Source organism: Soonwooa sp., assembly GCF_030151385.1.
In the GTDB taxonomy this organism is placed as follows: domain Bacteria; phylum Bacteroidota; class Bacteroidia; order Flavobacteriales; family Weeksellaceae; genus Soonwooa.
On the sequence record NZ_JASLDS010000026.1, the window covers coordinates 37,122 to 51,488 of the forward strand.

A 14,367-nucleotide genomic window follows, 5' to 3' on the forward strand; every position below is an offset into this window, starting at 1 on the left:
ATTAGTTCAAAAATACGAAAAAACTTTAGTTTTAGAATTTATTAATTGATACAAATTGTATCAAAAATGAAAATACCGAGAATTAGGTATTTTTTTTAGGCGTAATGTGTTTTATATTTGACAAAAAAATAAAAGTACAATATGAAAACTAAAATTTTACTTGCTTCTTTGCTTGCTACAAGCTTAGTCTATGCCCAGAATTCTGGTGGCGATTCTGAAAATAAAAACACGATTAAAACCAACCTTACAGCCTATGCTTTTCGTAATTTGAATATAACTTACGAAAGGTCGATTAATAAAAATATTGCTGTTAATGCTACTTTGGCTGTGATTCCACAGGGAGGTTTACCTTTTATGAATACCTTTTTTAATGAAAGAGATCGAGAGGATATTGGTACGATTAAAATGGGAAATACTTCCTTCACATTGGAGGGAAGATATTACTTTGGGAAGAAATATAATAGTGGATTTTATTTGGCCCCATATTATCGTTATACCAATATGAAGTTCGACGAATTTCATTACAACTATCTAGTATACAAAGATTCGAACAATAATGAAGTGGATAATCCATTGGATATGAACGGATCTATCTCTGCACATAGTTTTGGATTGATGATTGGTGCACAATGGCTTTTTGGAACTAGTCAAAACTGGGTTTTGGATTGGTGGATTGTTGGAGGACATTATGGTTTTGCGTCAGGTAATCTTGATGGTAAATCTCGATATACAATGACGCCTTCTCAACAAGCAGAATTACAGGATGAAATTAATACTTTGGATATTCCTATCATAAAGCATGAAGCGCATATCAATGCAACTGGTGGTAGCATTAAGCTGGATGGACCTTGGGCTGGTTTGCGTTCTGGTATTTCATTTGGCTACAGATTTTAGAAAAAGATATTTGATATCAACATAATTTTAGAAACTCTCAATCGCGAATTGGGAGTTTTTAATTTTTAAAATAAAAAAACTCTCCAAAGTAGGAGAGTTTCTATTTTTGATATTAATTCTTGACTTACAAAGAAGCTGAATGAACTAATAAATCTGTTAACTTGTTAGAGTAACCCATTTCGTTATCATACCAAGATACTAACTTAACAAAGTTCGGAGATAGCATAATACCAGCATCTTTATCAAAGATTGAAGTTCTCTTATCTCCAACGAAATCTTGAGAAACTACTAGATCTTCAGTGTAACCTAGGATACCTTTTAATTCTCCTTCAGAAGCAGCTTTGATAGCAGCAGCGATTTCATCATAAGAAGTAGCTTTTTCTAATCTTACTGTTAAATCTACTACAGAAACGTCTGCTGTTGGTACACGGAAAGACATACCTGTTAATTTACCATTAAGAGAAGGAATAACTTTTCCTACAGCTTTTGCAGCACCAGTAGAAGAAGGGATAATGTTGTTAAGTGCAGATCTACCACCTCTCCAATCTTTAGCAGATGGACCATCAACTGTTTTTTGAGTTGCAGTTGTAGCGTGTACAGTTGTCATAAGACCTTCAACGATTCCGAAGTTATCATGGATTACTTTTGCTAAAGGCGCAAGACAGTTAGTTGTACAAGAAGCGTTAGAGAAGATTTTGATATCGTCAGTAAGTTCTTTGTGGTTAACCCCCATTACGAACATTGGCGTATCATCTTTAGAAGGAGCAGAAAGAACAACTTTCTTAGCACCAGCGTTGATGTGTGCGTTAGCTGTATCAGCAGATAAGAATAGACCTGTAGATTCTACGATGTACTCAGCACCAACTTCGTTCCATTTTAGGTTGTTAGGATCTCTTTCAGCAGTGATACGGATTGTTTTTCCATTCACAACAAGGTTATTTCCTTGTACAGAAACTTCACCTTTGAAAGCACCGTGAACTGAATCGTATTTTAGCATGTAAGCCATATATTCAGCATCGATAAGGTCGTTAATACCTACTACTTCGATGTTGCTTCTTTCAGCCATTGCTCTGAAAACTAAACGTCCGATTCTCCCGAATCCATTAATTCCTACTTTAATTGTTGACATATTTTACTTTTTAAATTTGATAATATATTGTTTCTAAAATTACAAAATTTTTAACGAACTACATTGCTAATATTTCGGAAATCTTTAGCAAGTCTTTATCTATTTCGTTGTGTTTTTTAATCGCTTCTTCAATTGGCGTATATACCAGCTTGTTAGATTTGACACCAACCATTACTTTGCTTTTACCTTCGATAAGTCCAATCACGGCGCCATAACCCATTTTGCTTGCCAAAACACGATCTGCACAACTTGGTGATCCACCTCGTTGAATGTGTCCCAAAACAGCTACACGAATATCGAAAGTTGGGAATTCATCTTTAGTTGCTTTTGCTAAATCATAGATGTTACCCAGTTTTTCGCCTTCTGCAACAACAACAATACTTGAAGATTTTCCAACTTTTTCAGCTTTTCTAAATGTGCCAAAAAGTTCTTCCATACTGTCTTTTTGTTCAGGGATTAAAATATCTAATGCTCCCGTTGCAATCCCACTATTTAGCGCGATAAAACCAGCATCGCGACCCATAACTTCTACAAAGAATACTCTATTATGAGATGTTGCTGTATCACGGATTTTATCAATAGCATCCATTGCTGTATTAAGAGCTGTGTCGTAACCAATGGTATTGTCACTACCAAAAATATCATTATCAATCGTACCTGGTACACCAATTACAGGGATTCCGAATTCTTCGTTTAAGACTTTAGCGCCTGTGAAACTTCCGTCTCCACCAATACATACCAATGCGTCGATGTTGTGTTTTTTACAGTTTTCAAAAGCTTTTGCACGACCTTCAGGTGTTTTGAATTCAGAAGAACGAGCAGATTTTAGAATTGTACCACCTTCGTTGATGATGTTTTTAACAGAACGAGGTCCCATTTTGATAAACTCATCATGGATAAGACCGTTGTAACCCTCACGAACGCCGTAGCATTCTAGGCCAAGACTACAAGCCGTTCTTACAACAGCACGGATAGCGGCATTCATCCCAGGTGCGTCACCACCAGAAGTTAAAACAGCGATTGTTTTTATTTTTTGATTTGACATAGTCCACTTATTAGTACGCAAATCTACAAAAAAATAGACATTTCATTGAATAATAAATAATTAATAAATTTGATTTTAATCACATTTAGAAATACGAAGAAATGATAATTTTTAGGTTTTCAAATTGTTTTTATGTGGTCAATCTTTATTATATTTACAAGCATTAATTTTAACAATTATTAAATAGAAAAATAAATGAAAGTAACTGTTGTTGGCGCAGGTGCCGTAGGAGCAAGTTGTGCAGAGTACATCGCGATGAAAAATTTCGCATCAGAAGTAGTATTAGTTGACATTAAAGAAGGTTTTGCTGAAGGTAAAGCTATGGACTTAATGCAATGTGCATCTCTTAACGCTTTTGATACAAAAATTACTGGTACAACTGGTGATTATAGCAAAACTGCGGGTTCTAAAGTTGCGGTTATCACTTCTGGAATTCCAAGAAAACCAGGAATGACAAGAGAAGAACTTATCGGTATTAACGCTGGTATCGTTAAAGAAGTTACTGCTAACTTGGTAAAACATTCTCCAGATGTAATCATTATTGTGGTATCTAACCCAATGGATACAATGGCTTACTTGGTACACAAGACTTCTGGTCTTCCAAAAGAAAGAATCATCGGTATGGGAGGTGCATTAGATTCTGCACGTTTCAAATACAGATTGGCTGAAGCTCTAGAATGTCCAATTTCTGACGTTGATGGTATGGTTATCGCAGCACACTCAGATACAGGAATGCTTCCATTGGTTAGCAAAGCTACAAGAAATGGTGTGCCAGTTACTGAATTCCTTAACGATGAAAAAATCGCTTACGTTACAGAAGAAACTAAAGTTGGTGGTGCAACATTAACTAAATTATTAGGTACTTCTGCTTGGTATGCGCCAGGTGCGGCTGTATCAGTATTGGTACAATCTATCCTTTGCGACCAAAAGAAAATGATTCCTTGTTCATTAATGTTAGATGGTGAGTACGGACAATCTGACATTTGCTTAGGAGTTCCGGCAATTATCGGTGCTAATGGTGTTGAAAAAATTGTTGATATCAAATTAACAGATGCTGAAAAAGCAAAATTCGATGAAGCTGCACAAGCGGTAAGAGATGTTAATGGTGATTTGAAATTCTAAGATTTTCAATCTCTAAAATATTAAGGCGTGTCATTTTGATGCGCCTTTTTTTGTTTAATTGTAAAATTATTATCTTGATTGTCAGTGTTAAACTAAATAATTAGTGATGTTTTTTGATTCAGATGTAACAAGTTGCCTATTTCGGTTGTCTTATTAAAAAACGAAACATGAAATTATTTTTTACTAGTGCTGGATTACTGTGTAGCAGTTTTTTTTTCGCTCAAACCCAACAGGATACTATTAAGTCAAATTCAATAGAGGCTGTAACAATCATTGCGAAAAAACCTACTGTGGAAACGAAAGTTGACAGAACTGTTTTTAATGTTGCAGATAGTTCAATTCTTGCTGGTAACACAACTTGGGATGTTCTTCGGATGACACCGTTGGTAAGCATTGATAACAATGATGTTGTGAAATCTGAAGGCGAAAATGTGACGGTATATATTAATGATAGAAAATCGGTTTTCACAGGTAAGGAGCTTAAAGAGTATCTCAAATCTATTCCTGCTGATAATTTGATGAAAATCGAGGTCATCACCAATCCATCTTCTAGATACGAAACGACTGGACAAGTGATTAATATCGTTCTTAAAAAACGCGAAGACGAAGGTATCAAAGGAAGTGTGGCATTGACTAATACGCAGAATACCAAGAACAATCAATATTCTAGCCTTAATCTTAACTATCACAAAAAGAATTTTACGCAAACGATAACAGGAAGTTATAACGATAATACTAACGTTTCGACCATCAAAACCGAAAGCAATCTTTTCCAGGACAACGAAGAGCGTTACACTGATATGCGGTCTGTCAATAAAGGAAAAATGCCATCGGTATCTTCGACTTCAGAATTGGAGTTGAATGATAAAAACAACGTTGGGCTTATTGTAGAGTATTTTCAAAATAATGGAAACTCCGAAAATACGAGTACTGGAAATATCTTACGTGATGGAAATCCTTTTAACAGTTACAACATTAACCAAAATCAGACTTCAAAATATCTGATGCTGAATTCCAATTTATTTTATAAGTATTATGATAAAGTAAAAAATAGAATTTTCGATGTTAATCTAGGTGTTAATTATAACGGAGACGAAAGTGATAGAAGTTATGTTAGAAATCAAACGATTGCGCCAAACACAGAGTATACAAGAGTTACAGAGGACTCGCAAATGCGAAACTATTATCTTAAGTTAGATTATTCGCAAGCTTTGGGTTCTAAAAATACTAACTTGGAAGCAGGCGCGAAATTCGATTTCAATAACAACTTTATGCCAATCGATTATTATGGATATTCGGCGGATATTCTACGAAATAGATTTAGCTATAAAGATAATCTTAATGCCGTTTATGCCAATATTAGTACAAAACTATTTGAAAAATTGGATGTTAGAATTGGGCTTCGTTATGAGTATATGACTTTTAAATTGCATCAAGAAAATCAGGATTTAAAACGTGATGATTCTTATGGTAAGTTGATGCCAAATGCTTTACTAAAATATACGTTTAGTCCAAACTTTAATATATCAACTTCTTATAATTATAATATTTGGAGACCTTGGTATTCGGAGTATAATCCATTTGAGTTGCCAACAAGCGACGGAAATTATTACCGCGGAAATATGAACCTTAATCCAAACCCAAATCATAGATTTACGATGAAATTTGGGGTTTACAAAAAGTATTTCTTGTCTTTAGGCTACGGATTTACCAACCAAGATTATTGGACGGATTATGTGCCAGAAGGAGATAAGTTGGTATCAATGCCAAATAATTTTGACGGAAAATCGGCACGCTATTCTGCTAACTTTAACACCAATCAAACATTTTTTAAAAATAAATTAAATGTCAATGTAACCTTAGGTGTTAATTATCAAGACAACAGCGATTTTAACCACAGAAATAATCTTAATGCGAAAGATTATCTAACGAACTTCTCTGGTTCTGCTAACTTCTCATACACCAACTTGTTTAATAAAAATATTAATATTTCTGGTTGGATGGGCGTTTACAAAAATAATAATGGAAACTCTCTTAGCAATACAACCAATGTTTTCCACAATATTTCGGTGACCAAAATCTTTGATAAAATCGGTTTAGAAACAAGTGTGCAGTTTAATAATATATTCCTAAGACCAGTATTTGACAGAACAACTTATAGTCAAGCCGGAACCATCAGAAATATTAATACTTCCGATTGGTATGGTGCTTCGTTAACGATTACCAAACGTTTCGGAAATCAAAAGGTAAAAGAAAATACCAAAACCGATGTGGAGAAAAACCAAGGCGGCGGAAAATAATCAAAGAAACCTTTCAATTTTTGGAAGGTTTCTTTTTTTAAGATTAATTAATTTTCGTGTTTTGAAAATCTAGCTTAGCTTTGTAGTACTTAAAAATAAAAAACATGATAAAACGTATAGGGATTGCAGCTGCAATAACATTTTTAGGAGTTTTTCAGGCTTCGGCACAAACTAAAGTTGAACGTCCAAAACTGGTTGTAGGACTTGCAATAGACCAAATGCGTTGGGATTATCTGTACCGTTTTTATAATAAATTTGGGGAAGATGGTTTCAAAAGAATGTTGAAGGAAGGCTATTCTTTTAACAATGTTATGATTCCGTATTTGCCGACTGTTACAGCGATTGGCCATACAAGTATCTATACAGGCTCGGTACCATCGATCCACGGAATTGCAGGAAATGATTGGACGGACAAAGAAACTGGAAAAAATGTCTATTGTACGACAGATGATGCCTACAAAGGCGTTGGGACAACTGATAATAAGATTGGTGCACATTCGCCAAAAAATTTGTGGAGCACGACGATAACAGACCAACTGGGGCTTGCTACTAATTTTCAGGCAAAAGTCGTTGGAGTTTCATTAAAAGATAGAGCTTCGATTCTACCAGCAGGTCATAATCCAACTGGTGCTTTTTGGTTTGATGAGACGACAGGTAATTTTGTCACAAGTACTTATTACATGCAAGATTTGCCAAATTGGGTTAAAGATTTTAATTCAAAAAATTATGCAAAAGAATTGGTTTCTAAAGGATGGAATACCTTATTGCCAATCAATCAATATACTGAAAGTTCTCGCGATGACGCACCTTGGGAAAGTCTACTTGGTTCTGCTACAAAACCTGTTTTTCCTTATAACAATTTGGCGGCAGATTACGATAAAAAGAAAGGAATTCTCAGAACAACACCTTTTGGAAACTCATATACTTTAAAATTTGCTGAAGCAACAGTCGATGGTTATCAATTGGGTGCGGACGATATTACAGATTTCTTAGCAATTAATGTGGCGTCTACCGATTATGTAGGACATGCTTTTGGACCTAACTCTATCGAAGTTGAAGATACCTATTTGAGATTGGACAAAGATTTGGGTACTTTTTTCAAAATGCTGGACAAAAAAGTTGGGAAGGATAATTATTTGGTATTCTTGTCAGCGGATCACGGCGGTGCACATTCTGTAGGATTTTTAGAAGAAAACAAAATACCAACGGGTTTCTTTGGCGAAGGTTTAGAAAAATCGCTTAATGCTGATTTGGAGAAGAAATTTGGAGTTGCAAATTTAATATTAGCAATCGATAACTATCAAGTTTATACTAATGATAAATTAATTTCGGAAAAGAATTTAGATTCGGAAGATGTTAAAAAATACATTATTAAAAATTTAAAATCAAATCCAACAGTTTTGTATGCTTTTGATATGACCGAAGTAGGAGAGGTGCCTGTACCAGAACCTATTAAAAGCAGAGCAATCAATGGTTACAACTGGAAGAGAAGTGGTGATATCCAAATTGTTACTAAAGATTCTAACCTAGCTTACTATGCTAAAAAAGGTACAACACATTCGGTTTGGAATTCTTACGATGCACATATTCCATTAATTTTTATGGGTTGGAAAGTTAAAAATGGCGAAAGCAACAAACCTTATTATATGACCGATATTGCACCAACTTTAGCTCAATTTTTAAAGATTGAAAACCCAAGTGGAAACGTTGGACAACCTATCGTTGAAGTTTTAGGAAAATAGTTTTAAAATTTTTGTGTTTGGTATAATATTTTCTAATGAGTTGCAGTTAAATAACAATTAAACATAAAAAAACAATATCAAATTTTAAACCTATGAAAAAGATTTTATTCGCAGCGTCTGCTGTATTATTGACAGTAGTTGTATCTTGTAAAAAAGAAAACAGCACTGTAATTACGACTGATGGAAAAGATACAGTTGCAGTTGTGCATACTGAAGAAACAACTGGCGTTATTAGCGAAGCTGATGCAAAAGCTAAAGTTGACCAAGCACAAGCTGATTTAGATGCTGCTGTTAAAAAAGGTGATAAAGCTGCAGAAGAAAATGCTAGAAAAACATTAGCTGATGCTCAAACAGCTTGGGATAAAGCTAAAGCTGCAGTAGGTTCTGCTGCTCAAGATGTTAAAGATGGTGTTAGCAATGCTGCGGACAAAACAAACGCTGCTGCACAAGATGCTAAATCTGACCTAAAAACAGCTGCGCAAGATGTTAAAGCAGATGCTAAATCTGCTGCTCAAGATCTGAAGTCTGATGTTAAAACGGCAACACAGGATACAAAAGATGCAGCTAAAAAAGCAGGTAATGATGTAAAAGACGCCTATAATAAAACATTAGAAAGCGTAAAAGCTAAGTAGTCTCATCTACTAATAAAATAAATGAAACCGAAGATTTAATCTTCGGTTTTTTTATATCATAATAGATAACAAAAAAGGATGCCTAGGCATCCTTTTAATTTATGTTGAAAAATTTATAATTATTTAACTAATAGATTCTTCGTAAACGAAACACCATCTTTAGCAATGTTTACTAAATATTTTCCAGGAGTTAAATTATTAATCTGAAGTTTGATATTCTTAGAATTAGATTTCACTTCACCATAGTTTTTCACTTCTCTACCATTCATATCAAAAATAGTGATTTTGTAAGTAGCATCGTCAGTTAGCTTGATATTGAATTCTGAATGTGCAGGGTTAGGGAAGATAGTTGTGTTGGCTCCAATTTTTGAAACATCGTTTACAGCAAGTGTTTTATTTAGTTTTGCCGCTGATATAATTGTTCCATCCGCCCCATCAATTAGAAGTAACGCCAGCGAAATATTGTTTGATTTGTATTCTGCAGGGACTGTGTAATTAAAAGTATAGTTTGCAGAAGTACCAACACTTATTGCCGTTGGGACAGATCCTGCTTGTCCACTATAACCACCAAGTAGAGCTCTTCCAACATGGTCATAGACCATCTTGTCTGCTGGTACTGGATTTGGTAGGCTTTCAAAACCTCCCATTTCACCTTGCGCATTGTTTGCGTAATAGTTAGCTTGTTTGTAACCTGCTGCTGTTCCCACAACGCCATCCTCAATGACAACAACACTCATTTTATAATTTGTCGTAGGATTGTTTATGAAAAACTTTGCGCTAGCATTTGCTGTTAATTGGTCGCCAACTATACTAAAGTCTCCTGACAAATTAACTGGAGATGCCATTTGTTTTCTATTAGTGACATAGTTTCCGATAGAAGAAGGGCTAACGTCTACACCTTTTAGTTCTCTATCAACATTCATACCTGGGAAGCCAGAAAAGGCAGCACCACTATTATACGCCGCAACTACCATTGGGTCGCTGTTGTGTACACCAATACTAATTTGATCATCTGGAAAATCTTCATTAACTTGTTTAAGAGCAACCATTCCTCGTGGGCACCAACCGCACCATGTACCAGTACCTTCCTCAAAAACAACTTTCTTAGGAATAAACTGTGATACAACACTTGTCATAACATTGGCGCTGTTATTAGAGGGGTCTGCATCATCAGCATCATTTACTTTAGTTACAGATACTGTTATAGTTTTAGTGGAAACATCAGTATAGGAAGTTGGTATTGGGTGTGTAACTTCTTTTTGTTGGCCAGGACTGATGTAAGCGACTATTCTTTCTTTATGATCACCTGTACCATCATTCCAATTGATTTCAATGGATGAAATCGAGTTAGTGCCAACATTTTTTACAACTGCTTTAATATAGGTTTGCGCACCTGCAACAAGAAATTTATCAAGTTTTGCACTGACAACCTGTACGTCATTTGTGGCAAAAGCATTTTTTGAGGCTTTAATAGAAATTGGATTGTCGCCAGTTTTGATTGTACTAGCATTAGAAAAACCGCAGAAATATAAAGCTGCAGCTAATAGATAGAATTTTTTCATAATAACTTTAATTTTTTACGTTACAAAATGTTGTTTAATTAAAAAAAATAACACCGTGATATATTATTCCTTCATTTCCAAAAAAGTAATATATCAACGGTTGTTATTATTGTTATGATATCATAATAGTCGACATCATCTTTAATTTTTAATGTTTTATTTTACTAATAATTCTTTAGAGAATGAAACACCATCTCTAGAAATATTTACCATATACTTACCTGGTGCTAAGTTAATTGGTACATTAATATTTTTAGAAGACGTATTCACTGTTCCTAGGTTTTTAACCTCTCTTCCTGACATATCAAAGATGCTTACATTGTACTTACCATCATCAACAGTTTTGATGTTGAATTCTGTTTTTGCAGGGTTAGGGAAGATTAACGTATTAGCACCAATTTTAGAAATATCGCTAACAGCTAAAGAACCTGTGAGTTTTTCAGCATTCAAGATAGTTCCGTCGGAATCAATTAACATTGCGATAGCATGTAGGTTTTCTGCTTTGTACGCTGCTGGAATTGTATAGTTGAATGTATAATTAACTGTTTGTCCATCAGTGATTGCGGCAGGAACTGAGCCAGCTTGACCAGTATATCCACCTAGTAGAGCTCTACCTACGTGATCGTATACCATCTGTGCAGCTGGAACCGTTGACGGTAAGTTTTCAAAACCACCCATTGGACCATTACCACCACCTGCATAGTAGTTAGATTGTCCATAGTTAGCAGCTGTACCTTTAACACCATCTTCAGTAATGACCACAAGTAATTTAAATGCTGTATTTGGTTTGTTAATGAAGAATTTACTACTAACATTTGCTGTCAGTTGATTTCCTGCAATACTATAATCACCTGATACCTTAACAGGGGTAGGAAGATTTTTTCTAGATGTTACATAATTATTGATACCATTTGGCCCTGGATCAACACCTTTTAGTTCTCTGTCAACGTTCATACCAGGGAAACCGTTAAATGCTGCTCCTGAGTTGTATGCCGCAAGAACCATCGGATCTTGATTATGTACCGCAATACTAACTTGATCGTTAGGCAATTCGTTGTTAACTTTTTCTAGACCAACCATACCTCTTGGACACCATCCGCACCAAGTACCAGTACCTTCTTCTAAAACAATCTTTTTAGCAACTAATTGCGATGCTACCGAAGTCGAAGTTGTTCCTGTATTATCACTAGGATCCGCATCAGCTCCAGCATTAACTTTAGTAATTGTTAAGTTGATATTTTTTGTTGTAATGTCAGAGTAGCTTACTTTAGTTGGGTGTGTTACAGTAGCTGTTGCTCCAACAGCAATATTAACCGGAACCGTTGCTATATGATCTGTACCATCATTCCAATTTAGTTCAACCGAAGTTATTGGATTTGCACCTTGGTTTTTAATTGTGAATTTAAGGTCATTTTGAGAATTAACAGCAATGTATTTTGCAATATTTGATGATACGAGTTTTGCATTATTATTTTGAAGCGTTTCGATCGATATATTATCAAACAACACAAAATACATGTCTACGCAGTTAAAGTGTCTAAATGAAAGATAAACAGTCTTGCCTGCATAACTTGATACATCTATGGCTACTTCTTTCATCCCACCAGCCATTGGTAGAGTTTCTTCTTTTACTGGTGTTGTTGCAATAACTTCTGCGGGAACGTTTGTTGGTGACAGATAAATTGCATAATGCTCTGCTCCATAATCACCATTTTGCGAGCCCACTTGGTATTTAAGAACAAGATTTGCCATTCCAGATGGTAAAGTGATTGGTGTACTTGTTACCAGATTGTCAGGACTTAACGGTGTATTATTAGCATAAGAGTACGAACCTAGTGTTTTTAGGCCCAAGTTTGCGTTGGGATAAATACCACTAGCGTTAGCTACGAAAAACTTTTGACCATCTCCATCAAGATCCGAGTTTTTCCACGTGCTAAAATCTAAAGTTTCAAAATTTTCTGAGTAGTGTACTTGACCACTCATCGATGCAGCCAGCAAAAATGCTGCTGCAATGCTGTAGATGTTTTTCATAAATGTTGTGATTTGGTGTGTTGTGAGTGTTGTGTTAATTATTATTTTTTAATAATTTTTTGCGATTGCATTTTTCCATTTGCATTTTTTGCATTTAGAATATAAACTCCTGCTGCTAAATTGCTAACATTAATTGTGTTATCTCCGGCTTTTAATTCAGAATTCATTACTAGCTTCGAGTTCATATCATAAAGCTGAAAGCTTGTTTTATTTTTGGAAACGAGTTCTAAAGTATTTGTCACAATAGTATTTTTTAGAACAACATCTTTTGTTGTATTAACGTCACTTACGGCTAGGTTTTTATCATATTTGTAAGTCACGTGTACTGGAGTACCTATTGGATTTCCAAGGTCATCCATTTGATAGAATTTGAAAACCATGCTCATTGGGTCATCATAGCCTGTCATATTCTTAAAATGATCCGAAGTACCGGAATTACCATGCGCAGCGATTGGATAGCCTTGTCCACTCATAGGATAGTCTTGTCCTTCAATTACAAACGGCATACAATTTCCACCAAAGCAAAATTCAAAATCCATTCCATCTGTATTATTTAGTTTTTCGCAAAGTACAGATACTTTAATAGGGGAGGAAGAGGTATTTGCTACAGTGAATTTTAGAGAACTATTTTCTGTTCCTAATTCTGGATCATCAAAAACACCATAAGTGAAAACATCGCCATCGTGGATTGGTGTTCCGTCAAGTTTTTGAACTTGCATTTGCGAGTAAGCAAACGCACATGTTAACATTGAAGAAATTAAGAAAAACTTTTTCATAACAATTTTACTTTTAATTTTATTTTAAATAATTTACGTTCTATATTTTACAAAGTTTCCAAAGCATTAATCGTGTTGATGTCAGCTTCTCTAACATTTAACACATCATTATTTGCATCAGAAATAACAATCATAACTTTTACATTTTCTTTTGCAAAGTCAGCCGGGATTGTATAAGAGAAAGATTGTGTGTATACTGATCCGTCTTGGCTATCACTTGATGCAATTGGTGTTCCTGCAACTGGTGTTAATGCATCTCTTAGAACATTGTGGTGAACATAGTCATTAACAATTGCTTTTCCTCCAAATAAGACAGGTCGACCTCCAGAACCATCAAAGTAGTTGTGCTGCGGATATACTATTTTGTTTTCTACAATGTATACAGTAGTTTTAAGATTTGAATAGTTTTCTGCAAATGCAACTTTATATTCCCCAGAAAAAACATTGTTTTCCAGTTTTGTTGTGATAGCAATACCAATTTTGCTAAAAGGTTTAATTAATGGGATTGCAAAAGACATATCTTGGTAGTTATTGTCATTAGCTGTCCATTTTTTAGTGTTGTTTAAAAGGATTGTTGGATATTCACCAATCTTTAACAAGCTAACAAGATTCATAGCAGCTTGACTAGTGAAAGGGTCCGTTTTTACAGTAGGACCATGTACACCAAGGAATACTACTTTATCATTTTGCGCAACAAGATTTTCATATCTAACACTTGCAATTGGACAGTTACCGCACCAAGTACCTGTAATGTCTTCATACAAAATTCTATGAACGAAGTTAACGCCAGTAGGTTTAATAACAGCAACTTTGATTGGTTTGGTATTGAAATCCTTATACTTTGCTGTAATTGTGTAATCACCTAAGTGTTCTGGATTAAAAAGTGCACCCCCAGCATTCAATTGTCCATTGATATAAAAAGTACTTTCGCTAGTGACATCATTATTAAGGTTGTCAGTCGCTACAAGTTTAGCAGTTTGACCTAAGATAATATTACTGCCAGAAGAAAATACTTTAACATAAGTTACCACATCTTGACCTTCATCGCTTTCTGATCCAGTACAAGAGTTTAACGATAACGTAACTAACAATAGTAAATAGAATAGATTTTTCATTTCATTAATAGATTCATAA

The 14,367-nt window shown here is 34.9% G+C and carries 11 protein-coding genes; 5 read left to right on the top strand and 6 right to left on the bottom strand.

What is annotated here, in order from left to right; all coding sequences use genetic code 11:
• Window positions 1-141: 141 nt before the first annotated feature.
• Entirely contained in the window at window positions 142-894 is a 753-nt protein-coding gene (locus Q1V95_RS03810; RefSeq protein WP_300670455.1) for a DUF3575 domain-containing protein, read from the top strand.
• A gap of 124 nt (window positions 895-1,018) precedes the next feature.
• Here Q1V95_RS03810 and gap read toward each other — a convergent pair whose 3' ends face one another.
• Entirely contained in the window at window positions 1,019-2,023 is a 1,005-nt protein-coding gene (gene gap / locus Q1V95_RS03815; RefSeq protein ID WP_300670457.1) for a type I glyceraldehyde-3-phosphate dehydrogenase, read from the bottom strand.
• A gap of 58 nt (window positions 2,024-2,081) precedes the next feature.
• Window positions 2,082-3,068, bottom strand: coding sequence for a 6-phosphofructokinase (gene pfkA, locus Q1V95_RS03820; RefSeq protein WP_300670459.1), 987 nt, complete (start codon window positions 3,066-3,068; stop codon window positions 2,082-2,084).
• Between the two features lie 195 nt (window positions 3,069-3,263).
• Here pfkA and Q1V95_RS03825 point away from each other — a divergent pair, with 195 nt between their 5' ends.
• The 4 genes from Q1V95_RS03825 to Q1V95_RS03840 all read left to right on the top strand — a co-directional run bounded on the left by Q1V95_RS03825 (window position 3,264) and on the right by Q1V95_RS03840 (window position 8,864).
• Window positions 3,264-4,190, top strand: coding sequence for a malate dehydrogenase (locus Q1V95_RS03825; protein WP_300670461.1), 927 nt, complete (start codon window positions 3,264-3,266; stop codon window positions 4,188-4,190).
• A gap of 167 nt (window positions 4,191-4,357) precedes the next feature.
• Window positions 4,358-6,490 (top strand): outer membrane beta-barrel family protein, encoded by a 2,133-nt coding sequence (locus Q1V95_RS03830; RefSeq protein WP_300670463.1) that lies wholly within the window; start codon window positions 4,358-4,360, stop codon window positions 6,488-6,490.
• Window positions 6,491-6,594: 104 nt separating this feature from the next.
• Window positions 6,595-8,232, top strand: a complete 1,638-nt coding sequence (pafA, locus tag Q1V95_RS03835; protein WP_300670465.1) for an alkaline phosphatase PafA — start codon at window positions 6,595-6,597, stop codon at window positions 8,230-8,232.
• A gap of 92 nt (window positions 8,233-8,324) precedes the next feature.
• Window positions 8,325-8,864, top strand: a complete 540-nt coding sequence (locus Q1V95_RS03840; protein WP_300670467.1) for a hypothetical protein — start codon at window positions 8,325-8,327, stop codon at window positions 8,862-8,864.
• Window positions 8,865-8,983: 119 nt separating this feature from the next.
• Here Q1V95_RS03840 and Q1V95_RS03845 read toward each other — a convergent pair whose 3' ends face one another.
• The 4 genes from Q1V95_RS03845 to Q1V95_RS03860 form a co-directional block, all read right to left on the bottom strand.
• Window positions 8,984-10,426, bottom strand: a complete 1,443-nt coding sequence (locus Q1V95_RS03845; protein ID WP_300670469.1) for an Omp28-related outer membrane protein — start codon at window positions 10,424-10,426, stop codon at window positions 8,984-8,986.
• Between the two features lie 156 nt (window positions 10,427-10,582).
• The gene (locus tag Q1V95_RS03850; protein ID WP_300670471.1) at window positions 10,583-12,457 is read right to left on the bottom strand and encodes an Omp28-related outer membrane protein; all 1,875 of its coding nucleotides are present in this window, start codon (window positions 12,455-12,457) and stop codon (window positions 10,583-10,585) included.
• Between the two features lie 41 nt (window positions 12,458-12,498).
• Window positions 12,499-13,233 carry a T9SS type A sorting domain-containing protein gene (locus Q1V95_RS03855; protein WP_300670473.1) on the bottom strand — a complete coding sequence of 245 codons (735 nt, stop codon included), beginning with the start codon at window positions 13,231-13,233 and terminating at the stop codon, window positions 12,499-12,501.
• Window positions 13,234-13,280: 47 nt separating this feature from the next.
• Window positions 13,281-14,348: an Omp28-related outer membrane protein gene (locus Q1V95_RS03860; protein ID WP_300670475.1), complete on the bottom strand. Its 1,068-nt coding sequence runs from the start codon at window positions 14,346-14,348 to the stop codon at window positions 13,281-13,283.
• Window positions 14,349-14,367 lie beyond the last annotated feature (19 nt).